Genomic DNA, 22,697 nt, shown 5'->3' on the forward strand with positions numbered 1-22,697 from the left:
GCCGAGCGTTACGCTTATTGGGCAACAGGGGCGAAGCCATTTGGCCCCTTCGTATGCATTTTTGATCGACGATGATTATCACACACTGATACAATAAACGGATTAACGTGTCATTGGATCGCGATTATGAAGCGCTGTATTGTTGGTATCCGGCAGCCGGCATGCTCGCTACCTCGCGGGAGCGCCGTTCCCAGCATTTGGTTTCCGTCTCTTGCATCGCTGGCAGCTGTATTGTCGGACGATAACCGCCGTCTGCTGCGCCTGATCCACGACAAACAACCCAAGTCTTTGACGGAACTGGCCGAACTCAGCGGCCGCAAGGTGCCGAACCTATCACGCACTCTGCGTCTGATGGCGGACTATGGGCTGGTCTCGCTGCAACGTAATGCCCGGGATGTTCAGCCAACCGCGTTGGCGACTGAATTCCTGGTCGTATTGGACTGATGATCATGAGCACAAGAGGGAACAAGATGGCTCGGATGTGGATGGTGCGCGGCGAAGGTGGCAGCCTGTACGACCCTTTTTTGGAGCGCGGCGTGGCTGCCGTGGGCTGGAACCAGTTGGCCGCCCACGCCAAGCCTGGTATCGGGCGCAAGCAGTTGATTGCCCAGTACCAGTCTGCCGAACCACAGGCGAAACAAGGGACAGTGATCTCAGGTGCTTCTCAGGTCTGGCGCTTCGTCAACGACATCCAGGATGGCGATTGGATCGTCACCTATTCGCCGGCCAATCGTGTCTATTCAATCGGCAAAGTGTCAGGGCCGGCCGAGCACCACCCTGAGTGGGCCGAGCAAGGAATGCCACTGGCACGCAAAGTGCAATGGCAAGCGCAGGAACTGCCACGCGACAGCCTGGGCACCAGCACAAAAAATAGTCTGGGCGCGACCCTGACCCTGTTCGAGGTGCCGTCCAGCGCGGCAGCAGAAGTGCTGGCGGCATTGAAGGGCAAGCCTGCGCCGGCAGTGGAAGATGAAGCCGAGGAAGTGATCGCCGACCCGCTAGCCGACATCGAATCGCAGGCGCTGGAGCGCATCAAAGATCGGGTTAATGAACTCGACTGGGACGACATGCAGCAACTGGTCGCCGGCATCCTGCGCGCCATGGGCTACAAGACCCAGGTCTCCCCAGCCGGCTCCGACCGGGGCAAGGACATCGTCGCCTCGCCCGACGGTTTCGGCTTCGAGCACCCGCGCATCGTCGTGGAGGTCAAGCACCGCAAGGGGCAGATGGGCAGCCAGGAGATTCGCAGCTTCCTCGGCGGCCGCCACAAGGACGATCGCGGGCTGTACGTCAGTACCGGCGGCTTTAGCAAGGACGCGCAATACGAAGCTGATCGCGCCTCTATCCCGTTGGCGATGTGGACGTTGGACCATGTGGTCCGTGCGTTGATCGAGCACTATGACGCCACCGATGCCGAGACCAAGCGTATCGTGCCGCTGAAGCGGCTGTACTGGCCCGCTTGAGCTTGCCGAGAAGACACTTCGCTAATGCCAGAACGCTACCAGCGTTGGCGAACTTATGCATTTGGAACAAGAAAAGGTTTTGATGAATATCCATACACACGAAGCGCTGAAAAGCGCCATCTGGGAAATCGCAAATCGGCTGCGTGGCCCATATCGTCCGCCGCAATACCGTCTGGTCATGTTGCCGATCGTGGTTCTGCGCCGCTTGGATTGCGTTCTGGAGCCCACTAAGGACACTGTACTTAAGAAATACGATAAGCTGACGGCGCAAAACATGCCGGAAAGTGCGATGGAAAGGCTGCTTGGACGCGCGGCGGACCCGAAGCGCAAGTATCCTCTTTACAACACCAGCCCCTTCTCCTTTGAGCGTCTGCTTGGCGATCCCGAGAACATTGCGCCGAACCTCGTGTCTTATATCAACGGCTTTTCCCCGACGGCACGGACGATCTTCGAGAGGTTCAAATTCACCGACCAGATCGAAAAGCTCGACGCCAGTAACCGGCTGTTCACCATCGTCAAGGCGATGGCCGATGTGGATCTACATCCGGACCGTATCGACAACCTGCAAATGGGCTACCTGTTCGAGCATCTGGTGATGCGCTTCAACGAACAGGCGAACGAAGAAGCTGGCGATCACTTCACTCCGCGTGAAGTCATTCGCCTGATGGCGAACCTCGTCTATACAGGCGAAAAAGACGTTTACACACCGGGCATTTTCCGCACCATCTACGACCCCGCCTGCGGTACCGGCGGCATGCTGTCGGAATCGGAAAAGTTCATCCTCGACCAAAACAGCCAAGCCAATCTTGCCCTGTTCGGTCAGGAATACAACGACGAATCCTGGGCCATCTGCTGCTCGGACATGCTGATCAAGGACGAGGACACCAGCAGCATCGTGCTGGGTGACACTCTGGGAGACGGCAAGACCCGCGATGGTTTCGAGGGCGAAAAATTCCACTACATGCTAGCCAATCCACCCTTCGGCGTGGAATGGAAAGACCAGAAGACCATCGTCGAGAAGGAGCACAAGGAATTGGGCTTTGTCGGTCGTTTCGGTGCAGGGCTACCAGCCATCAACGACGGTTCGCTGCTGTTCCTGCAGCACATGATTTCGAAGATGCATCCCTACAAGGCAGGGGATGAAAACGCCGTCGGCTCCAAGATCGCCATCGTCTTCAACGGCTCACCGCTGTTCTCTGGCGATGCTGGATCGGGGCCGTCCAACATCCGCCGCTGGATCATCGAGAACGATTGGCTTGATGCCATCGTCGCGCTGCCCGACCAGCTTTTCTACAACACCGGCATCTACACCTACGTTTGGTTGGTCACCAATCGCAAGGCGCCCGAGCGGCGCGGCAAGGTGCAGTTGATCGACGGCACGCGCTTTTGCCAGCGCATGAAGAAAAGCCTCAACAACAAGCGCCACGAGATCACCGAAACGCAGATACGCGAGCTGACCCGCCTCTATGGCAACTTCAAGGATGGCGAGACGGCAGAAGTCGTCATTGACCATAAGACCGGCGAGAAAGAAACCCGCGTTGTCTCCTGCATCTTCGAGAACCGAGAGTTCGGCTTCCTCAAGGTGACGGTGGAACGCCCCTTGCGCATGAACTTCGAAGCCACGGCCGAGCGTATCGCCAGGCTGGACGAGCAATCCGCCTTCGCCAACCTGGCCACCTCCAAGAAGCGCAAGGACGGCCAGGCCGCCGCACGCGAGATCGAAGAAGGTCGCGAACAGCAAGATGCCATCCGCAACCTGCTGGCTACGCTGGAAGCCAAGGGCCGCTACATGGATCGCAAGGTATTCGAAGCCGATCGGGACCGGGCAGCGAAAAATGCCGGTCTAAAACTGGCCGCCCCCATCAAGAAGGTGATCTTCACCGCACTGGGCGAGCGCGACCCGGATGCCAAGATTTGCCGCGACGGCAAGGACAGGCCGGAGCCGGACAGCGAATTGCGCGACACCGAGAACATTCCGCTGCCCGCAGGGACCGTACTCCCGCTGCCCATGGACTTTGGCCCGGACAAACCCAATGACCGGCTGATCAAGGCTTTCCGCGACGTGATCGACGCCTACATGGCGAACGAGGTGCTGCCCCATGTGGCTGATGCCTGGGTCGATTACGACAAAACCAAGGTCGGCTACGAAATCCCCATCAACCGGCATTTTTATGTCTACAAGCCGCCGCGCCCCTTGCCGGAGATCGAGGCCGACATCCGGCAACTGGAAGGCGAAATCGCCGATTTGCTGAAAGGGTTGCTGGCATGAGCAAGGAAATCATCCCCGCCACGCAAGGCGAACTGCTGATCTACCCGGCCCGAGGCGATGCGGACGGCATCCGCGTGCTGCTGGCCGGTGAAACCGTCTGGCTGACCCAAGCCCAAATCGCCGAGTTGTATCAGACCACACCCCAGAACATCACCCAGCACCTCAAGGCCATTTACGCCGAAGGCGAGCTGGACGAGGCGGCAACGTGTAAGCCGTACTTACAAGTTCGCCAGGAGGGGGGAAGAGCAGTCTCCCGTAACACCAAGCATTACCGGCTGGAAGCCATCCTCGCCGTCGGCTACCGCGTTCGCTCCGCGCGCGGCACCGAGTTCCGCCAGTGGGCCACCGCGCGCCTGGGGGAATACCTGACCAAGGGCTTTGTGCTGGATGACGAACGGCTCAAGGGCAACTCCAGTCCGGTGGACTACTTCGATGAACTGCTGGCCCGCATCCGCGAAATCCGGGCCAGTGAGGCACGGGTCTACCAGCGCATCCGCGAAATCTTCGCCATGGCCGCCGACTACCGCGAAGGCGACCAGGCAACCCAGCGCTTCTTCGCCACCATGCAGAACAAGGTGCACTACGCCGCCACCGGCCTGACCGCAGCGGAAATCATCCGCAAGCGCGCCGATTCCTCCAAGCCCAACATGGGCGTCACCACTTGGAAAGGCGGTCATGTTCTCAAGAAAGACGTGGGTACCGCCAAGAACTACCTGAATGTACAGGAAATCGACACCCTCAACCGCATCACCGTGATGTTCCTGGACCAAGCCGAATTCCGCGCTATGCGCCGGCAGGACATCCGTCTCGCCGACTGGGATGGTTTTCTCGACAAGTTCCTGCGCGATACCGAACTGCCGGTTCTGGACAATGCCGGCAAGGTCAGCCGCCAGCAGGCACTGGATTGGGCCGAAGGACAGTATGACGCATTTGCCGAGCGGCGGAGGCTTGAAGCCGAACAGGTAGCGGAGGCGCGGTACCTGGAGGATTTGCGTACATCCGCTGAGATCATGAAGACAGGCAAGAAAGCCACAAAAACGTCGGTTGCGGAGCGCAAGACACGGAGTAAAAATCAATGAGTTACTTCGCCAACAGCGATCAACTGCCTGATTGGGTGCGACACGCTCCCGATAGCTGGAAGAAAGATTGGCTCAAATGGCACGTGTCCTTGTCTACAGAAAGACCAGACGAAGAGCAGCGTGCAACGCTTCCTTATTTGTCCAATGAGGACATTGCTTCGTGGACGGGGAAACTACTGCACGAAGAGTTACAACCATACGAAGCAGACAGTCGGTTATTTCAGGCTGGAGATGTTCTGTTCAACAAGTTGCGTCCGTATTTGGCTAAGGTGTTTCATGCAGACTTCAATGGCACGTCATCCGGTGAGTTGCTATGCCTACGGCCATCGAAACGAGTAGATGCGCGCTACCTATTCTATGTACTGACCTCGTTCGGATTCATTGATTCTGTAGATTCGCATACCTTTGGATCAAAGATGCCGCGTGCGGACTGGGAAACAGTCGGGCACCACCCTCTGCCGTTGCCGGACATAGAAGATCAAAAGCGCATAGCAAGGTTTCTGGATGAAAAGACCGCACAAATCGACGGGTTGATCGAAAAGAAGCGCGCGCTTCTGGACCGGCTGGCTGAAAAACGCCAAGCCATCATCACTCACGCAGTCACCAAGGGCCTGAACCCCGATGTCCCCATGAAGCCCTCCGGAATCGACTGGCTTGGTGATATTCCGGCGCATTGGTCACGACAAAGGCTTCGATTCTCCGTAGATAAAATCGAACAGGGATGGTCGCCTCAATGTGAAAACCGTCCTGCTGATAGAGGCGAGTGGGGTGTATTGAAAGTTGGATGTGTAAACGGAGAGCATTACGATGAGTCAGAAAACAAAGCTCTTCCGGCTGACCTGGAGCCAATCACTCGTTATGAAGTACGAGTTGGTGACCTCTTGGTAAGTCGCGCCAATACAAAAGAACTTCTTGGCAGTGCTGCGATCGTTGAAGAGACGCAAGGAAATATTATTTTTTGCGACAAACTTTATCGACTTGATGTCAGCAATAGCCTTGATCGACGCTATCTGACTGCATTCTTAAGATCACCTTTAGCTAGATTCCAGTACGAATGCGAAGCTACAGGCACCAGTGGGTCAATGCAGAATATTGGACAAGATACGCTGAAAAATCTTTGCCACCCGTTGCCACCTATCGCCGAGCAGCAGAGTATCGGTAAATGGATATGGGCGGTTATGCAAGATTTTTCGAGCACCGCGATAGTGGTTTCTCAGGCTATCGAGAAATTAATCGAATACCGCTCTGCACTAATCACCGCTGCCGTCACTGGCCAACTCCCGGAACTCAACGGATAAGGAGTGCCCATGTCCGGCCACACCGAAAACGATTTTGAAACCGCAATCGAAACCGGACTGATCGGCGCGGGAGGCTATGCCAAGCGCCCGCCCGCCGCTTATGACGAGTCGTTGGCGCTGTTTCCCGATGACGTGACCGGCTTTCTGAAAGACACTCAGGCAACGAAATGGGGCCAACTTGAAGCCTTGCTCGGGGCCAAGACCGAAACAACGGTGCTCGATAGCCTTGCCAAGGAACTCGACATCAAGGGCACGCTGCATGTCCTGCGTCACGGTTTCAAGTGCTACGGCAAAACCTTCCGGCTGGCCTATTTCCGCCCTAACTCGGGCATGAACCCCGAAGCCGCCGCCTTATATGCCGCAAACCGACTAACCATCACGCGGCAGGTCGCTTTCACCTCGGTGATGAAGAAAGCTGACGGCAAGAACCGGCGCTGCATCATCGACGTGACGCTGAGCCTCAACGGCCTGCCCGTGGCGACGGCGGAGCTGAAAAACCCGCTGACCGGCCAGCGCGCGGCGGATGCGGTACGCCAATATTGTGATACACGCGATGAGCGCGATCTGCTGTTCGCCTTCAAGAAACGTGCCCTGGTACATTTCGCGATGGACCCGGACGAGGTGTGGATGACCACGCGCCTCAAGGGCAAGGAGACAGTATTCCTGCCTTTCAACCAGGGCAACAACCATGGCGCAGGCAACCCCCCTGTCGAGGGCAACTGGAGAACCCATTACCTGTGGGATGAGGTGTTGCAGGCCGATAGCCTGCTCGACATCCTGCAACGCTTCATGCACTTGGAGGTGAAGGAGCGGCAGGTCAAGACCGACAAGGGCGCGCGCACCATCCGCAAGGAAACAATGGTCTTCCCGCGCTACCACCAGCTCGATGCGGTACGCAAACTGGTGGCCCATGCGTGCGCGAACGGCGCGGGGCGCAACTATCTCGTTCAGCATTCGGCGGGCTCGGGCAAATCCAATTCCATCGCCTGGCTGGCACACCGGCTGGCCAGCCTGCACAACACCCATGACGAAAAGGTGTTCCATTCGGTGGTAGTGGTCACCGACCGGCGCGTGCTGGACCAGCAGTTGCAGAACACGATCTACCAGTTCGAGCACAAAACTGGCGTGGTCGAGAAAATCGACGAGGACACCCAGCAACTGGTTCGCGCCCTGTCGCAGGGCACGCCGATCATCATCACCACGATCCAGAAGTTCCCATTCATCTCACAGGCGCTCTCCACGCTTGAAGGTAAGGGCGCAGGCGTGAAGATCGACACCGCAGGCAAGCGCTTTGCCGTGATCGTGGACGAGGCGCATTCCTCGCAAAGCGGAGAGACCGCCACCGCGCTCAAAGGGATGCTGAACAAGGACGGCATCGAGGCCGCGATTGCCGCGCAGATGTCGGATGAGGAGGATGACGATCTTTCCGATGAAGCCAGGGCGGCGCTGCTGTGCGATGCCCTCAAGCGCGCGCGTCAGCCGAACCTTTCGTTCTTCGCCTTTACCGCCACGCCGAAGTTCAAGACCAAGGTGCTGTTCGACGAGCCGGGGCCATCGGGCACATCGCCGTTCCATGAGTACACCATGCGGCAAGCCATCGAAGAAGGCTTCATCATGGATGTACTTCAAAACTACACGACCTTCAAACGCTTCTTCGGCCTCATCAAACAGGTAGAGAATGACCCGGAGGTACCGCGCAAGAAAGCGGCCAAAGCATTGACACGCTATCTCGAACTGCATCCGGTCAACATCGAGCAGGTGGTTTCCGTCATCGTGGAGCACTTCCGGCTGTATGTCATGCACGAACTTGGCGGGCGCGCCAAGGCGATGGTTGTCACCGGCTCGCGGCTGGCCGCCGTCAAGTACAAGCTGGCGTTCGACCGTTACATCAAGAACAATGGCTATACCGGCATTCGCTCGCTGGTGGCCTTTTCGGGCACGGTGGAAGATCCGGAAGACCCCGGCTCGTCCTACACCGAAGTTTCCATGAATGATGGACTGACTGAAAGCGAACTGCCCGAGACGTTCGAGCGCGACGACTACCGCGTGCTGCTGGTCGCCGAGAAGTATCAGACCGGCTTCGATCAACCACTGTTGCAAACGATGTATGTGGTAAAGAAGCTGGCCGGTGTGCAGGCGGTGCAGACCCTTTCGCGCCTCAATCGCATGGCTCCGGGCAAGGCGCGTACCTTCGTGCTAGATTTCGCCAATGCGGAAGACGATATCTACAAGGCGTTCAAACCCTACTACGAGACGACGCCCATTGGAGAAAACGCCGGTCCGCACCGCCTCTCCGAATTGCAGCACAAACTATTGGAATGGGCGATCTTCGCGCCAGCCGATGTGGATGCCTTCGCAGAAGTTTGGTACCGACCCAAGCGTGAGCACTCGGCCAACGACCACCGCATGATGAATGCCTTGCTGGATACCGTGATGCAGCGTTTCGGCGAGCGCGAGGACCACGAACAGGAGGAATTTCGCGGGCAACTCACCGCCTACCGGAATCTGTACGCCTTCCTCTCGCAGATCATTCCCTATCAGGACAGCGAGCTTGAAAAGCTGTATGCCTTCGTCCGCAACCTGATCGCCAAGCTGCCGCCTCCGGGCGACGGGCAGGCATTTGTGCTGGATGATGAGGTGGCATTGCGCTACTTCCGGCTGCAGCAGATAACCGAAGGCTCCATCGAACTTGGTAAAGGCTATGCCGACGCATTGAAGGGGCCGACCGATGTGGGCACCTTGCGCGTGGCTGAGGCGCCCGTGGCGCTGTCGAGCCTGGTTGACAAACTCAACGAGCGTTTCGGCACCGATTTTAACGAGGCAGACCAGTTGTTCTTCGACCAGATCCGTGCCACAGCAGAAGGTAACGAACAGATCGTCGAAGCCGCACGAGCAAACAATCTGGAGAATTTTTCATCCTATCTGGAACGTGCTCTAGACGAGTTGTTCATTGACCGAATGGAAGGCAACGAGGAAATATTTTCCCGAATCATGACCGATAGGGCTTTTCGTTCTGCCGCACATGAACATCTGGCATTCGAGATTTTTCGACGCGTGCGAGAGGGGGCATCGAGTTCGGGAACGCAGTAATGAATTGTCATGAGAAATACACGGTCGTCCCAGGACTGTTCGGACGAAATAACGGATGAATGGTAAGAAACTGGTTCGCAACAGCACCGCCGAGTTCCTGATCTTCACCGTCCAGGCCGGCGAGCAAAGCATTGAAGCCAATTACGAGGACGAAGCCCTGTGGTTGTCGCAGAAGCTGACGGCCGAACTGTTCGGTGTGGATGTGCGCACCATCGACGAGCACTTGAAGAACATTTTCACCAACCATGAGCAGACTGCCGAGGCAACTATCCGGAAAATCCGGATAGTTCAGCAGGAGGGAGCGCGTGAGGAGTCCCGTGTTGTGGACTTCTACAACCTGGACGCTATCATTTCCGTCGGCTACCGAGTCAACCCGGTGCATGCCACCCGGTTCCGCCAATGGGCGACCGGCATCCTGCGCGAGTTCGCCATCAAAGACTATGTGCTGGATCGCCAGCGCATAGAAAACGTCAGTGCCTGGCCTGCCACAGGTCGTAGGTAAGTCCGATGCCAGCCCTGTTTGTGGCCGCCAAATGGGGTATGAGACCGAACAAACGGGCATTAGTGCGGATACTATCCCTTCAAGAAGGTATGATTACCCCCACTCGCGCCTGCGGGTCTGAAATCTCTGCTCATCCGCAATACCGCAGCGAAGAGCCGGTCGGACCAGAAGATCGCCGGCTACCGGGGCGCGCCGGCGCTGATCCGGGAGTCTGCGCACATGCTGGCCTGACGACCTAATTGACAGAGTTGCTTCCGAAATAAGCCGAATGGAGACGCTCGCATGAGTAATTCCAGCATCGCCCTTTACCAGTCCACCGACGGGCAAGTCCGGTTGAGCGTGTCCCTGGATCAGGATACCGTCTGGCTCACGCAGCGACAGATGGCCGAGGCGTTCGGCACCACGCCCGAAAACGTGCTGATGCATTTGAAGAACATCTTCGCCGACGGCGAATTGGGTGAGGCGGCAACTGCTAAGGATTTCTTAGTCGTTCAAACCGAAGGCAAGCGGCAGGTGCGGCGTCGCCTCAAGCACTACAACCTCGATGCCATCATCTCCGTCGGCTACCGCGTGAGTTCAGCGCGCGCCACGCAGTTCCGTATCTGGGCCACCGGAGTGCTGCGACAGCATCTGGTGGATGGCTACACTCTCAATCGGCGCCGCCTGCAAGAACGCGATATCGAGTTCGAGCAGGCGGTGAGCCTGCTGGCCCGCACGCTCGCGAACCGGCAACTGGTCAATGACGAAGGACGGGCGGTATTGCGGGTGATCGGCGATTATGCCCGCAGTTGGAGCCTGCTGCAAGGCTACGACGAGCAGAGCCTGACCGGGCAGAACGTCACGCAGCGCGGGATGCGCGCGCTTGATCTGGACGCTGGCCGATGGCATAGCATCAGCATGACTTTGCCTTCACATGGCGCCTCAGCGCAGCCCATACCAGGTCCCGCGGCCGCCGCCCTGCTTAACGAGATGCCCCTGTTCCACCAGCGTCCGAAAATGCTGCTTGAGCGTGTTGCGGTTGCTGCCGGTCAGGCGGATGGCTTCGCCCATGGTGATGCGGCCATGTTCGCGCGCGAACTCGACAATCTGTAATGCGAGCGCGGGTAGGGTGGCAAGCACCAGCTTCTCGCGTTCGATCTTGCGGTTGAGCCGGCGCACCTGTTCGGCCAGCGCGCGCAGAAAGAAGACCAGCCAGGGCTGCCAGTTCGGGGCTGCGCTCCGTATCGTGCCCTGGGTCTGCCGCAGCGCGAGGTAATAGGTCTCCTTGCTCTGCTCTATCACGCTTTCCAGCGAGCTGTAGGGCGCATAGGCATAGCCGGCCCGCAACAGCAGCAGGGTGGTCAGCACCCGGCTCAGGCGGCCGTTGCCGTCCTGGAAGGGATGGATTTCCAGGAACACCACGATCCAGATACCGATAAGCAGCAAGGGATGGAGCCGGTTGGCATCCCGCTCCTCGTTGAACCAGGTCACCAGTTCCGTCATCAGGCTCGGCGTATCGAAGGGGGTGGCTGTTTCAAATACCACGCCCAGCGGCTTTCCGGTCTCGTCGAAGGCGGCCACGCTGTTGGTCGAGGTCTTGTAGCCGCCCCGATGCCAGGCGTCCTTATCGCTGTGGATCAGAAGATCGCGATGCAGTTGCCGGATATGGTTCTCGGTCAACGGGATATCCTGCCAGGACGAGAACACCAGCTCCATGACCTCGGCATAGCCGGCCACTTCCTGCTCGTCGCGGGTAGTGAAGGACTTGATCTGCAGCGTGGAAAGCAGGCGTTCGACCTCCTGGTCCGACAGTCTGCTGCCCTCGATACGGGTGGAGGAGCCGATGCTCTCGATGGTGGCCACCCGCCGTAGCGCCAACAGCCGGTCGGGCGCGAGCACGCCAAGCGCACGCCAGGCGCCCTTGAACTCATCAATGCCGGAAATCAGGCCCAGGATCTCCAGGCTGATGTGGAGAGAGTCGGAGCGGATCATGAATCCAATGATACACCCATTTAAACCCATTTATAAGGGCGCTGCTGTGGAACCCGTTTTACTCCGTTTCATTGTCATAACAGCGCTGTAGCGGCCAGGGATGCATCTATCCATAGCGATGAAACGCGCTATCCGGCGATATACCGGGTCAGCCGGATTTCATTACTGGACACTGCGTCGCGGACATGCTCGGGCAGCCTGCCATGCGCATTTGCCGGCCTCGTCCGCCGCGGCCGACAGCACCGCGGCCTGATACGAAGAAAGCTATTTACCAACCCGCCTTCAGTCCTGCATCAGCAACTGGTGTCCGTTCGGCGGAACATAAGCGTGCTGCAGGTAAATGGCGTCGCCGCTCTGGTCTGTCGCCACGATGTCCAGGCGCGCGCCGACCGTTCCGCGCGGCAGCTTCAGCGCCTCGATCACAAAGGCCGGCAGCGGCTGGACGCTCATCCTCTCGGTATATGACGCCGCCGGCTGGTGGTACTTGCGGGACAGCAGGTCCTTGAAGCTGACGCCGTTGAGCTTGGCGGTGTCGATCGAGGCCAATTCCGGGAATCGGGCGGCGCAAAAGTATATCCGCACGTAAAGCGAGAATTCGTTATTGATCGAGAACTCGCGGTCTATGCACACGATCTGGCGGCTGTTCAGGATGGCATCCCAAGGCCCGGCTTCCTGCACCGGAAAGCGTTTGAGCACGCTGGTATAGATGGGCAGTATGCCCTCGCCCGTGTCATCGATGAACCGGAAATGCCGGAACGGCCCGCCCAGAGGATGCCGGCGCCTGGCGACAAACGTGCCGGATCCATGGCGCCGAACCAGCACACCTTCATCGACAAGCAAGCGTAGCGAGCGTTGCACGGTGCCCAGGCTGAAGCCGGAGGCTTCCACCAGAATATCTTCCGTAGGCAGCTGTTCACCGGCTTCCCAGCGTCCGGCGGCGATCTCTTCGGCCAGGGCGTTTTTCAGTTGCAGGTATTTTGGCAGGCCATCGGGGCCGGCGAGGCGAATCTCGGGCAGCGAGCGGGAAGGCTTTTTTGTCATGGCGATAGTTTATCCCCAAGCGGAGCGGCTGTCGCACTGGAAAACCTGGCTTTGCTGTTGACAGCCGAGCAAAGTTCGAACACACTATGTCCTATATAGGACTATATGTATTTATCGATCTCTCTCACCCCCAGCGCCACTACGATGATCATTGAAGAACGCATCTATACCTGCCATTGCGGCAAAGCGGCCCAGTATGTCAAGGCCTATCAGCAGGAAGGGTTAGCCATCCAGCGGCCCATTCTTGGCCATCTGGTGGGCTATTTCCTGTCCGATATCGGCGAGCTCAATCAGGTTGTCCACATGTGGGCATACGAAGACCTCATGGACAGGGCGCGGCGCCGCGCCCTATTGCTCGCCAATCCGGACTGGAAGTCCTACGCCGCGAAAGTGCAGCCCTTTGTCCTGACGCAGCAAAACAAGATATTGGTGCCCGCGGAATTCTCTCCGTGGGCCGACGGTCCGGCGTACCGGCACGCGGATGATCTCTCATCGGCGGGCCATCGATCTGGCGCCCCGGAGCCAGGCGCCACATCGATGGGCGGCCAGCCATGAAAGTACTGTGCACTCTGCCCATGACCGACGCGGCGACGTGCCAGCTCAGCGGAAAAGCCGAGGTCATCGTGCTGCGGGACCAAAGCGACGCGGGCTGCCGGGAAGCCGTCGCGAATGCGGACTACCTGGTGGTGCGCAGCCAGTTGCCCGACGATATCTTCGACCATGCCCCGCGGCTGCGGGGCGTGGTGCGCCACGGCACAGGCCTGGACATGATCCCGGTGGAGGCCGCCACGCGGCTGGGGATACCCGTCGCGAACGTTCCCGGTGTCAACGCGCAGGCGGTCGCCGAGTACTACGTGGCCGGCATGCTGGCTTTCGCGCGGCCGCTTGCGCGCATGGAAACAATATTGCGCGGCCAAGGCTGGAATGCCGGACGCGCGCTTGCGCCGAGCGCCACCGAATTGTCGGGAAAGACGCTGGGCATCGTCGGCGTCGGCACCATCGGGCGGCGGCTCGCGCAGGCGTGCGCATGCGGCTTTGGCATGCGCGTGCTGGGCATGCAGCGGCCCGGCGCGACACTGCCGGACGCTGTGCAGCCATCATCGCTCGCCGATCTGCTGGCGCATAGCGACTACGTGGCGCTGTGCTGTCCGTTGACGAGCGCCACGCGCGGCATGATAGGCGCCGCGCAATTGCGGAGCATGAAGCCGGACGCCGTGCTGCTCAATGCCGCCCGCGGCGCGGTGGTCGACGAGCCCGCGCTGATCACCGCCCTCCAGGAAAAGTGGATCAGGGGCGCGGCGCTCGACGTCTATGCGCGGCAGCCTCTGCAGCCGGACCATCCTTTCTTCCAGCTGGACAATGTCATGCTTACGCCGCATGTCGGCGGCATGACCGCCGAAAGCTCCAGCGCCATGAGCGCAGGCACTGTCAGGCAGCTTTTGCAAATGATGGCCGGCGAGCGCCCGGAGCATCTGGTCAACCCGCAGGCGTGGCCCGGACGCCGCGCAGCACAAGGAGGCAGGGAATGAGCATGACCGATCTGGATATTGCCGATCTTCAGGCATTCGCAACGTCCGTGCCAGTCCGCAACGGCGTAACCCTGGGCATAGGCCGGGCGGTCAAGCGCGACTGCGTGATCATCAAGGTCGTCACCCGCGGCGGTCTGGTGGGGTGGGGCGAGTCCCATCATGGCCGTTGTCCGGGCGCCATCGCCCACCTGGTCAACACCACCTTGCGGCAACTGTTGCTCGGCATGTCGGCCGCCGAGGTCAACGCCGTGTGGGACAAGGTCTACTTGCGGCAAATGTCCAGCCACGGCATGGGAACGGCGGCCGCGCTGGCGTTCAGCGGCATTGACCAGGCACTGTGGGACATCCGCGGCAAAGCGGTGGGCTGGCCGGTCTACCGGCTGCTGGGCGGCGCCCGCAAACCCATTCCCGCCTATGCCGGAGGCATTTCTCTGGGTTTCCAGGACCCCGATATCCTGGTGGATGAAGTAAACGCCTTGCGCGGCCAAGGCTATCGCGCCATCAAGCTGCGTTTTGGCGACAGCGCCGCGCGCGATACGGCGCGCTTGCTCGCCGTGCGGAAAGCCTGCGGCGACGAGCTTGGCATCATGGTCGACGCCAATACGGCGTATACCCTGGCGGACGTGCGCAATGTCGCCGCCGCGCTGCGGGAATGCCGGGTGATCTGGCTGGAAGAACCTTTTTCGCCGCAGGATTACCGCAGCTATGCGTCGGCATCGGCCACGCTGGGTACGACCCCGCTGGCGGCTGGCGAAAACCACTACACGCGCTATGAATTCGCCCGGCTCATCGAAGACAAATCAGTCGGCGTTCTCCAGCCCGACACCTCCAAGGCCGGCGGGATCACCGAGACAATGCGCATCGCGGCTCTCGGTTCGGCATGGCGGCTTCCGGTGTGCCCCCACACCTGCGCGACGGGGCTGAACATGGCGTCCAGCATCCATGTGCTGGCCTCCATCGACAACGGAGGGTATTTCGAAGCCGACGTGGCCAAGGAAAACCTCTTCCGCGACCGCCTGACCAATCGCCCCGACCTCCTGGACGAGAATGGCTGCGTACAGCCCTCCGATGAGGCGGGGCTGGGCATCGCGGTCGACGAGGCCTTTCTGCGCGCGCATCCCGTCATCGAAGGCCCGGCTTACGTCTAGCCGCCAATCATTCCTTTACCCACTTTCTCAATCACGCAAGGGATCCCCATGAAGATAGTCGATGTCACTCTAACCCTGTTTGGCTGGGACGATATCCCGCCCACCAGTTATGCCGCCCACACCGGCAAGTTTGCCGGCTCCAGCAAGATCGGCCTGCTGAAGATAGAAACCGACGACGGGATAACAGGGCACAGCTTCCTGGGCTCGGCATATTATGGCGCGGACCTCGACGGCCCCAACCTCATCAAGTACTTGAAGCCCATCCTCATGGGGCAGGATCCCCTCGACCGCGAGCGCCTCTACCATGCGCTGTGGCGCCGGTCGCGCACCACGACCGTGCGCACCATCGGCGCCTGCGATGTCGCGCTGTGGGACATCTGCGGCATAGCGGCAGGCCTGCCCATTCATCGTCTGCTGGGATCCTACCGCGACCGCGTCAAGGCGTATGCCAGTTCGATGATACTCGACAGCCCGCAGGCGTACGCCGAAGAGGCCATGCACTACAAATCGCTCAACTGGGCGGCATACAAGATACACCCCCCTCATCCGTGGCAGGAAGACATCAAAGTCTGCGAGGCCGTCCGCAAGGCCGTGGGCGACGATTACCTGGTCATGCTCGATGCCGCGTGGAGCTATCAGTATCCGGAGGCGGTACGGGTCGGACGCGCGCTGCAGGATCTGAACTACTACTGGTACGAAGATCCCTTGCACGATGCCGATATCTACAACTATGTGAAGCTGAAGCAGCAACTGCATATTCCCATCATGGCCACGGAATTTCCCGCTGTCGGCCTTGACTCCTACGCCCCCTGGGTCATGCAGCAGGCAACGGACTTCCTGAGAGGCGACGTCGCGCTGAAGGGCGGGATCACCACCATGATGAAGACGGCGCACCTGGCCGAGTCCTTCCGCATGAACTATGAAGTGCACCACGGCGGAAACTCGCTGAACAACGTGGCCGGCCTGCACGTCATCATGGCATTGAAAAACACCGAGTTCTTCGAAGTGCTGCTGCCCGACGGCGCCCAGAAGTATGGCCTGGTCAAAGACATCCAGGCGGACGCCGACGGCTATGTATACGCGCCGACCGAACCCGGCCTGGGCGCGGAAATCGATTTCGAGCTCATCCAGCGGAAACAGGTAAGCGTACTGTCATAGGCGCTTGCCTTCCCTATACCCAGAATTCACGGAGGAAGACATGTTCAAATCAAAAACCAATATTTTGGCCGCGCTGCTTGCGGCATCGGCAATATGCGCCGGCGCCGCCCATGCCAGCTATCCCGAGCGCAGCATCAATATCGTCGTGCCATTTTCGGCCGGGGGAAGCACCGACATCGTGGCGCGCGTCCTGGCAAACGGGCTCACCAAGGCGCTGGGCCAATCCGTCGTGGTGGAAAACAAGCCGGGCGCCAGCGGCAACATCGCCGGAGACTATGTCGCGCGATCCAAACCCGACGGCTATACCCTGTTCATGGGCACGAGCACATCCATCGCCAATATTGCCTTGTTCAAGAAGCTGCCATTCGACATCCTCAAGGACTTCATTCCAGTCTCCCAAATCGCCCACACGCCGCTGGTGCTGGTCGTCAACAACAGTCTGCCGGCCGACGATGTGTCCGGACTGATTGAACTGGCCCGCAAAAAGCCCGGCGAACTCAACTATGGTTCCGGCGGTCCGGGCACCTCGCAGCATCTGGGGGGCGTCATGTTCTCGACGATGGCCAAGGTCGAGATGACGCATGTTCCATACAAAGGCGCCGCTCCCGCGATGACCGACCTGATAGGCGGCAGCATCCAGATGGTGTTCGCCCCCTTGATCGATGCCTTGAGCTTCATTCGCAGCGGCAAGGTAAAGGCGCTTGGACTGACGACCAGCAAGCCCGCGCCGCAAGTGCCGGAGATTCCACTGATTTCGAAGACACTGCCTGGCTTCGAGGTCGCGACATGGAATGCGATTTTCGTGCCGGCCGGCACGCCCGCCGCGGTCATCGACACGCTGTCGCGCAAGATTGCCGAGGTCATGCATAGTCCGGAGATCCGCAAATCCATTGAGCAGCAAGGCTCGGAAGCGATAGGCAGCACGCCGGCGGATTTCAAGGCATTCCTCGACAAGGAAGTGATCTTGTGGAAGGGCCTGGTGGAGTCGTCGGGCGCGGCCGCCAACTGACGGGGCCGCGGGAACCCGGCTGATTCTATGGTTCTATGTGCGTTTGCGACTGCTCCCGCATGTACTGCGGCAGATAATGGAAAGAGGCAAGCGCCTTGCCAGTGCTGCCGGAACCTTTCCATCCGCCAAACGGCTGGTAGCCCGGCCAGGCGCCGGTGGTGGCGCCCTGCGGCCGGTTCGCGTAGGTCACGCCCGCCTCGATATTGGCAAAGAACCATTCGACTTCCGCGTCCGAACCATAGAAGCCCGCGGTCAGGCCGAACTTGCTGCCATTCGCAAGCGCCATCGCCTGCCCGGGGCTTTCCACCCGCCCCAGCATGACCACGGGCACGAACATTTCTTCGGCCCACAATGGATGCTCGAGAGGCGCTTCGGCCAATGTCGGCGCGCAGAAAAAACCGCGCTCCAAACCGGCGGCGCGCAGGGTCGCGCCCCCTTCCAGAATGGAGGCGCCCTGGGTGCGCAGGGCGGCGCAATATTTCTCGAAGTTCCCATAGGCTTTGGCCGTCGCAACCGGCCCCATCCAGGTATCTTCCTGCCGGGGATCGCCAATCTTGATATTCCGCATTGCGATTCGAAGCTGGCCAATAAGGCCATCGGCCACGCGCGCGTCCACATAGATCCTGGACAAGGCAGAGCATTTCTGGCCCGACATGCCGAAAGCCGATCGCACGATACCCTGGGCCGCTACCGCGAGGTCGGCGGCCGCGGTCACGATCACCGCATTCTTGCCGCCCATCTCGGCGATGCATGGCCGGGGGAAGGCTCGCGCCCATTGGGATCGGCCAATATGCATGCCTACCTCATATGAGCCCGTGAACGTTACGCCATCGATACCATCATGCCGGATCAGGGCGTCTCCGACCGTCGCGCCCTCGCCCACCAGATAATTGAATACGCCATCCGGCACGCCCGCATCCTTGATGCACTGCGCCAGCAGCTGTCCCGACCACGGCGTTTCGACCGCGCCTTTGAGCACAACCGTATTGCCTGCCACCAACGCTGCGGCGACCGGGCCACCGGCCAGCGCGAAGGGATAATTGAATGGCGCCACGACGGCCCATACGCCATAGGGCTTGAGCACGCTGCGGTTATGGCTTTTGAAATCAGGCAGGGGGTCGTCAGGCAACACGCGGTCATAGCCGTTATTTTCCTCCATCTGCCGCGCATACAGATTGCAGAACTCCACCACCTCGGCCACCTCGCCCAAGGCTTCCATGCGGTTCTTGCCCACTTCAAAAGACACCGCCGCGGCAATATCGTAAAGGCGCTCTTCCACAAGCCCTGCCACCTTCTTCAGGATGGCTACCCGCTGCTGCCATGGGGTGCCGCGCCAGGCCGGATATGCCCGGCGAGCCGCCATTACCGCCGTATCTACATCTGTTTCATCCGCAAGCGAGAATTCCCCCAGGGTCCGATCCTGGTCCGCCGGGTCGGACTTGGCCGTCACCGCTTCCTTGTGGACATCGCCGCCGTTTATGAACAGGCCGTGGCGTTTGCCAAATTCTTCAGCCAAACTGTCGACGGCTTTGGCAAAACGGGTATGCAGCTCCCGCGGCGGCGAGAACATCGTGGAATACGTCAATTTAAAACCGCTCATCTCAATTCCTTCATTCTGTTGCTTTCGTGACCTTCGCACTGGAGGACGATGCATTGTTTAATGCGCCGGCCCCGGCTATCTCCCGCTTGCGTTCATTTTTCCTTTAGCACATTGAAATGCCGCAACTGGGCTTCGCTATTGGCGATTTCTTCCAGCCGCTCTTCGCCGCCCGAGGCAATCATCAATGCGGCCAGGGCTTGCGCCACTGCCACGGCCGGCACCACCGATGGAAACAAGGACGGGCTTGCAGTCGGGGTCAGCAGCGTGACGGAGGTGCCCGTGGCGATGGGAGAGACGGGACTGTCGGTGATCGCAATTATCTTTGCGCCGCGCTGGCGCACGAACTCAATGGCGGCAATGCTGCTCAGCGCATAGGGGTGAAAGCTGAAGGCGACCAGCACGTCATCCTTGCCTATGCGCCGCAGTTCGTCCGCAAACGTGCCGCCCACTCCGGTCAGCAAAGTCGTGTTGGACGCGAACATGGCGCAGGCATAATGCAGGTAATAGGCGGCTGGAAACAGGCTGCGCTGTCCGAAGATGTAGATCTCCTTGGATTCGTCCAGGATCTTCTGCGCCACCTTGAAACCCTTGGCGTTTTTCGGGCCGAAAGTTTCATCCAGGTTGCTGGCTTCGGTCAGAAAAAACTCGGACAGCAATCCCTGTTTATCCGCCTTGGCGGAGCGTTGCCTCAGATCCGCCGCTCTCATGTAGAAAGTCTTGTTCTGGCCGGAGAGCCAGTCCATATAGATGGATCTGAATTCTCCATAATTCTCGAACCCCAGTTCGCGCGCCAGCCGCAGCATGGTCGCTGGCTGCAGCTTGGCATGGCTGGCCACCGCCCGCATCGAATGCAATGCGATATCGTTGGGAGCATCCAGCACATGACGCGCGGCACACTGCAATTTGGGAGTGAGCTTATCGAATCGGGCTTCGATAAGCTTGTCCATCTCTTCTTTAGTCATATATGATGATCACCAGGAATCAATAGAGTCGCTCGCATGTGTCCCGCGCGGTCCAGTTTTCTACGACGACCCCATCTTCAATGCCGACCGACACCAGATCCACACGCACGCGCGCGCTCAGCATCCTTGCCGCCATCACCACGTACTGAAAGAGCGCCGAAAAGGCGCCTAGGTGCACGGGCTGCCCCATAAACAATCGATTCCGCCGGGTGACGCTGAACTGCCCCGGCCCAAGCTCCAGCGCTTCCAGGCTTTCCCCCGCGAGCTGGCTTATTGCAGAAAAGATGTCCACCAGATCACGCGCCGTGTTTCCATGGACGCCGAGGTCGGCCCGCAGTTTTTCGAACCTGACCAAAGCGCATAATCGCGCTGCGTGGGCAATAAGCGCGGAGCCTGCGTGCTCGCCGTACATTTGCACGGCCGTCCGTATCCCGTCCTCGACATATCCGCGCGCAAAATTGCGCTTGGCCTTGATCAGGCGTTCGGCCGGCCATTCTACTGGATCGAGCTCTGGCGCCGAACCCGGATCGAAGTCCGGAGACACGGGGCTGGGCAGGTACTGGATCCGTTCGTCGGGTTCCAGGACATGGTCATACTCGAAAAAATAGCCCTCATCATACGGCTCGCCCTCTTGCACTACCTTGGTGACCACAAAGCCCAGCTGCGGCGCTCCCAGCGAGACACCATTAAAAGGATGCCAGCCCGTAAAAACGGCGCGCTGGACCGATGAAGGAACGGCGACCAGGCTGAGATCCGGAAAACTCCACACAGGGGGCAGGTAACGTATCCAGACTTTTTTCGGCGACTCCTCGATGTACTGCAGATTGAGCCCTCCTATCTTGTTGGAAAGATAATGATATTGCGCGGCGACAACGGCCGGCGGGAGCGAGCGGTCAATGTGCAGTTTATCCAGGCCGTCCAGAAAATGCGTGCGTTGATGCGTGCGCAGGATCAAGGTCTTGAACCGGATCAGGTCTTCGGCGCCCTTGTCGCGCAAAATGGAAAGCTGGATGGAGCTCCACAGGGATACCCAGAAATCGGCAATCATGTCGCACCGCTGCTCTTGCGACCAGCTCTTTATAGACGGGATGTCAGGTTTCATCATTATTCATACCTCGAGATTAACTGTACAAGATTCATGCCGCCCCGCGGCAACAGGAATCGGCGATTTCCCGGCCAGGCCGGACGGCTCAAGCAATATTTTCCAGCACCGCATCCACGGCCTGGGCCAGCCGCTCGACAATGCATCCAATCTCTTCTTCGCTGACGATGTAATGCGGAGCCAGCAGGATATGGTCGCCATTGACGCCGTCAGAGGTTCCCGAGCCCGGATAAACGAGCAGGCCGCGGCGCAAGCTTTCCTGCTTGACGCGCGCCGCCACGCCAAGCTGCGCGCCGAAGGGGGTGCGCGTGTTCTTGTCGGCGACCAGTTCCACACCGAAAAACAGGCCCCTGCCCCGTATCTCGCCCACATTGGCATGGCTGCCGAAGCGCGCGAGGAGCTGCCGTTCCAGCTCGCGCCCCTGGCGCTTTACGTTATCGAGCAGGTGGTGCTGCTGGACGAAGCGCTGGACCGCCAACGCACCGGCGCACGATACGGGATGACCGGAAAAGGTATGGCCGTTGCGAAAGCTTCCGGAGTGCTCGTTGATCATGTCATATACGCGCTGACCCAGCAGAATCGCCCCCAGCGGCACAAAGCCCGATGTCAAACCTTTGGCAATGGTGTAGATATCGGCGACTACGCCGTCATGCTCCGATGCGAAGCTGGTCCCGCAGCGTCCCATCCCACACATTACTTCATCGAAGATCAGCAGTACGCCATAGCGGTCGCATATTTCACGGACACGCTTCAGGTAGCCCGGCGCGGCCGCTACGGCACCCAGGCTCGCGCCCACCACCGGTTCCATGATGAAGCATGAGACATGTTCCGCGCCCAGTTCCAGAATCTTGCTTTCCAGCAAATCCGCCGCGCGCCTGCCGTATTCATCGAGCGTTTCATCCGCGCGGCGGTATCGATAGGGATAACACGGCTCTATGTGGACCACGTCTATCAAGATGTCGGCATAAGCGACCCTGCGCATCTTGTTGCCGCTGGCCGCCAAGGCCCCCAGAGTATTCCCGTGATAGCTCTGCCAGCGAGCGATGATCTTGTTCCGTTGCGGCTGCCCGTTCTCTTGATGATATTGGTGCGCCAGCTTCAACGCGGCCTCCACTGCCTCGGAGCCGCCCGTGACAAAATACGCGTGCGAAATCCCGGGCGGAGCGAGTTCAACCAGATACTCGGCAAGCTCCTCCGCCGGCGCTGATGAGAAAAAGCTGGTATGCGCATAGGCGAGCTTGCCCAACTGGTCCATGATGGCCTGGGCGACCGCAGGCTGGGAATGTCCAATGCACGACACGGCGGCGCCGCCGCATCCATCGATGTACTGCTTGCCCTGCGCATCGGTAATGTAGATGCCGGACCCCGAAAGGGCGACCGGCATGACTTGATGCGTGGCCCGCTGAAAAATACGAGATTGCTCCATAGTGACCGCTTTCTGCTCCTTGAGGCGTAGATGACCTGTCATGACGGCCA

General features: G+C 59.5%; 18 protein-coding genes and 1 pseudogene. 13 read left to right on the top strand and 6 right to left on the bottom strand.

Annotated features, from left to right (window positions below; genetic code table 11):
• The first annotated feature begins 126 nt into the window (after window positions 1-126).
• From BUB23_RS10470 to rhuM, 8 genes and pseudogenes are all read left to right on the top strand, one after another.
• Window positions 127-444 carry an HVO_A0114 family putative DNA-binding protein gene (locus tag BUB23_RS10470; RefSeq protein WP_073103038.1) on the top strand — a complete coding sequence of 106 codons (318 nt, stop codon included), beginning with the start codon at window positions 127-129 and terminating at the stop codon, window positions 442-444.
• 26 nt (window positions 445-470) lie between these two features.
• Window positions 471-1,463, top strand: coding sequence for a restriction endonuclease (locus BUB23_RS10475; protein WP_073103120.1), 993 nt, complete (start codon window positions 471-473; stop codon window positions 1,461-1,463).
• An 82-nt stretch (window positions 1,464-1,545) separates the two neighbouring features.
• Window positions 1,546-3,732, top strand: coding sequence for a type I restriction-modification system subunit M (locus tag BUB23_RS10480; RefSeq protein WP_073103121.1), 2,187 nt, complete (start codon window positions 1,546-1,548; stop codon window positions 3,730-3,732).
• Complete coding sequence (locus BUB23_RS10485; protein WP_073103039.1) at window positions 3,729-4,811, top strand: virulence RhuM family protein; 1,083 nt, start codon at window positions 3,729-3,731, stop codon at window positions 4,809-4,811. Before BUB23_RS10480 ends, BUB23_RS10485 begins: the two co-directional genes overlap by 4 nt.
• Window positions 4,808-6,109 carry a restriction endonuclease subunit S gene (locus BUB23_RS10490; RefSeq protein WP_084135941.1) on the top strand — a complete coding sequence of 434 codons (1,302 nt, stop codon included), beginning with the start codon at window positions 4,808-4,810 and terminating at the stop codon, window positions 6,107-6,109. The genes BUB23_RS10485 and BUB23_RS10490 overlap by 4 nt, the downstream gene beginning before the upstream one ends.
• A 9-nt stretch (window positions 6,110-6,118) precedes the next feature.
• Window positions 6,119-9,199: a type I restriction endonuclease subunit R gene (locus tag BUB23_RS10495; RefSeq protein ID WP_073103040.1), complete on the top strand. Its 3,081-nt coding sequence runs from the start codon at window positions 6,119-6,121 to the stop codon at window positions 9,197-9,199.
• Between the two features lie 55 nt (window positions 9,200-9,254).
• Complete coding sequence (locus tag BUB23_RS10500) at window positions 9,255-9,701, top strand: virulence RhuM family protein (RefSeq protein WP_073103041.1); 447 nt, start codon at window positions 9,255-9,257, stop codon at window positions 9,699-9,701.
• Between the two features lie 420 nt (window positions 9,702-10,121).
• A pseudogene (gene rhuM / locus BUB23_RS27335) lies at window positions 10,122-10,379 on the top strand (RhuM family protein); the annotation flags it as partial.
• A gap of 243 nt (window positions 10,380-10,622) precedes the next feature.
• Here the strand turns inward: rhuM and BUB23_RS10510 are convergent.
• Together BUB23_RS10510 and BUB23_RS10515 are read right to left on the bottom strand one after the other, a co-directional pair.
• Entirely contained in the window at window positions 10,623-11,672 is a 1,050-nt protein-coding gene (locus BUB23_RS10510) for a Fic family protein (protein WP_073103042.1), read from the bottom strand.
• A 282-nt stretch (window positions 11,673-11,954) separates the two neighbouring features.
• Complete coding sequence (locus tag BUB23_RS10515) at window positions 11,955-12,713, bottom strand: GntR family transcriptional regulator (protein WP_073103043.1); 759 nt, start codon at window positions 12,711-12,713, stop codon at window positions 11,955-11,957.
• A gap of 105 nt (window positions 12,714-12,818) precedes the next feature.
• Here BUB23_RS10515 and BUB23_RS10520 point away from each other — a divergent pair, with 105 nt between their 5' ends.
• From BUB23_RS10520 to BUB23_RS10540, 5 genes are read left to right on the top strand one after another with little or no spacing between them, the layout of a single operon-like run.
• The gene (locus tag BUB23_RS10520; protein WP_245801229.1) at window positions 12,819-13,268 is read left to right on the top strand and encodes an NIPSNAP family protein; all 450 of its coding nucleotides are present in this window, start codon (window positions 12,819-12,821) and stop codon (window positions 13,266-13,268) included.
• A complete protein-coding gene (locus BUB23_RS10525) occupies window positions 13,265-14,242 on the top strand; it encodes an NAD(P)-dependent oxidoreductase (protein ID WP_245801230.1) in 978 nt (325 codons plus the stop codon). The genes BUB23_RS10520 and BUB23_RS10525 overlap by 4 nt, the downstream gene beginning before the upstream one ends.
• Window positions 14,239-15,390, top strand: coding sequence for a mandelate racemase/muconate lactonizing enzyme family protein (locus BUB23_RS10530; protein ID WP_143160942.1), 1,152 nt, complete (start codon window positions 14,239-14,241; stop codon window positions 15,388-15,390). The genes BUB23_RS10525 and BUB23_RS10530 overlap by 4 nt, the downstream gene beginning before the upstream one ends.
• 48 nt (window positions 15,391-15,438) lie before the next feature.
• Window positions 15,439-16,548 (top strand): enolase C-terminal domain-like protein, encoded by a 1,110-nt coding sequence (locus BUB23_RS10535; protein WP_073103045.1) that lies wholly within the window; start codon window positions 15,439-15,441, stop codon window positions 16,546-16,548.
• 40 nt (window positions 16,549-16,588) lie between these two features.
• Window positions 16,589-17,557 (top strand): Bug family tripartite tricarboxylate transporter substrate binding protein, encoded by a 969-nt coding sequence (locus tag BUB23_RS10540; RefSeq protein WP_073103046.1) that lies wholly within the window; start codon window positions 16,589-16,591, stop codon window positions 17,555-17,557.
• Window positions 17,558-17,582: 25 nt separating this feature from the next.
• Here BUB23_RS10540 and BUB23_RS10545 read toward each other — a convergent pair whose 3' ends face one another.
• From BUB23_RS10545 to BUB23_RS10560, 4 genes are all read right to left on the bottom strand, one after another.
• Window positions 17,583-19,157 carry an aldehyde dehydrogenase family protein gene (locus BUB23_RS10545; RefSeq protein WP_073103047.1) on the bottom strand — a complete coding sequence of 525 codons (1,575 nt, stop codon included), beginning with the start codon at window positions 19,155-19,157 and terminating at the stop codon, window positions 17,583-17,585.
• A 92-nt stretch (window positions 19,158-19,249) separates the two neighbouring features.
• A complete protein-coding gene (locus BUB23_RS10550; protein ID WP_073103048.1) occupies window positions 19,250-20,119 on the bottom strand; it encodes a MurR/RpiR family transcriptional regulator in 870 nt (289 codons plus the stop codon).
• A 19-nt stretch (window positions 20,120-20,138) separates the two neighbouring features.
• Window positions 20,139-21,167 carry a hypothetical protein gene (locus BUB23_RS10555; protein WP_073103049.1) on the bottom strand — a complete coding sequence of 343 codons (1,029 nt, stop codon included), beginning with the start codon at window positions 21,165-21,167 and terminating at the stop codon, window positions 20,139-20,141.
• A gap of 142 nt (window positions 21,168-21,309) precedes the next feature.
• Window positions 21,310-22,689 carry an aspartate aminotransferase family protein gene (locus BUB23_RS10560; protein ID WP_425439536.1) on the bottom strand — a complete coding sequence of 460 codons (1,380 nt, stop codon included), beginning with the start codon at window positions 22,687-22,689 and terminating at the stop codon, window positions 21,310-21,312.
• Window positions 22,690-22,697: the final 8 nt, after the last annotated feature.

The organism is Pollutimonas bauzanensis, assembly GCF_900129885.1.
GTDB lineage: Bacteria > Pseudomonadota > Gammaproteobacteria > Burkholderiales > Burkholderiaceae_B > Pollutimonas > Pollutimonas bauzanensis.

Excerpts from the sequence above, each read along its gene's own strand:
- BUB23_RS10475 (WP_073103120.1), top strand. The coding sequence starts at position 471 with ATGGCTCGGATGTGGATGGTGCGCGGCGAAGGTGGCAGCCTGTACGAC.
- BUB23_RS10550 (WP_073103048.1), bottom strand. The coding sequence starts at position 20,119 with ATGACTAAAGAAGAGATGGACAAGCTTATCGAAGCCCGATTCGATAAG.
- BUB23_RS10490 (WP_084135941.1), top strand. The coding sequence starts at position 4,808 with ATGAGTTACTTCGCCAACAGCGATCAACTGCCTGATTGGGTGCGACAC.
- BUB23_RS10525 (WP_245801230.1), top strand. The coding sequence starts at position 13,265 with ATGAAAGTACTGTGCACTCTGCCCATGACCGACGCGGCGACGTGCCAG.
- BUB23_RS10560 (WP_425439536.1), bottom strand. The coding sequence starts at position 22,689 with ATGACAGGTCATCTACGCCTCAAGGAGCAGAAAGCGGTCACTATGGAG.
- BUB23_RS10555 (WP_073103049.1), bottom strand. The coding sequence starts at position 21,167 with ATGATTGCCGATTTCTGGGTATCCCTGTGGAGCTCCATCCAGCTTTCC.
- BUB23_RS10520 (WP_245801229.1), top strand. The coding sequence starts at position 12,819 with ATGTATTTATCGATCTCTCTCACCCCCAGCGCCACTACGATGATCATT.
- BUB23_RS10510 (WP_073103042.1), bottom strand. The coding sequence starts at position 11,672 with ATGATCCGCTCCGACTCTCTCCACATCAGCCTGGAGATCCTGGGCCTG.
- BUB23_RS10470 (WP_073103038.1), top strand. The coding sequence starts at position 127 with ATGAAGCGCTGTATTGTTGGTATCCGGCAGCCGGCATGCTCGCTACCT.
- BUB23_RS10530 (WP_143160942.1), top strand. The coding sequence starts at position 14,239 with ATGAGCATGACCGATCTGGATATTGCCGATCTTCAGGCATTCGCAACG.
- BUB23_RS10515 (WP_073103043.1), bottom strand. The coding sequence starts at position 12,713 with ATGACAAAAAAGCCTTCCCGCTCGCTGCCCGAGATTCGCCTCGCCGGC.
- BUB23_RS10545 (WP_073103047.1), bottom strand. The coding sequence starts at position 19,157 with ATGAGCGGTTTTAAATTGACGTATTCCACGATGTTCTCGCCGCCGCGG.
- BUB23_RS10485 (WP_073103039.1), top strand. The coding sequence starts at position 3,729 with ATGAGCAAGGAAATCATCCCCGCCACGCAAGGCGAACTGCTGATCTAC.
- BUB23_RS10535 (WP_073103045.1), top strand. The coding sequence starts at position 15,439 with ATGAAGATAGTCGATGTCACTCTAACCCTGTTTGGCTGGGACGATATC.
- BUB23_RS10480 (WP_073103121.1), top strand. The coding sequence starts at position 1,546 with ATGAATATCCATACACACGAAGCGCTGAAAAGCGCCATCTGGGAAATC.
- BUB23_RS10540 (WP_073103046.1), top strand. The coding sequence starts at position 16,589 with ATGTTCAAATCAAAAACCAATATTTTGGCCGCGCTGCTTGCGGCATCG.
- BUB23_RS10495 (WP_073103040.1), top strand. The coding sequence starts at position 6,119 with ATGTCCGGCCACACCGAAAACGATTTTGAAACCGCAATCGAAACCGGA.
- BUB23_RS10500 (WP_073103041.1), top strand. The coding sequence starts at position 9,255 with ATGAATGGTAAGAAACTGGTTCGCAACAGCACCGCCGAGTTCCTGATC.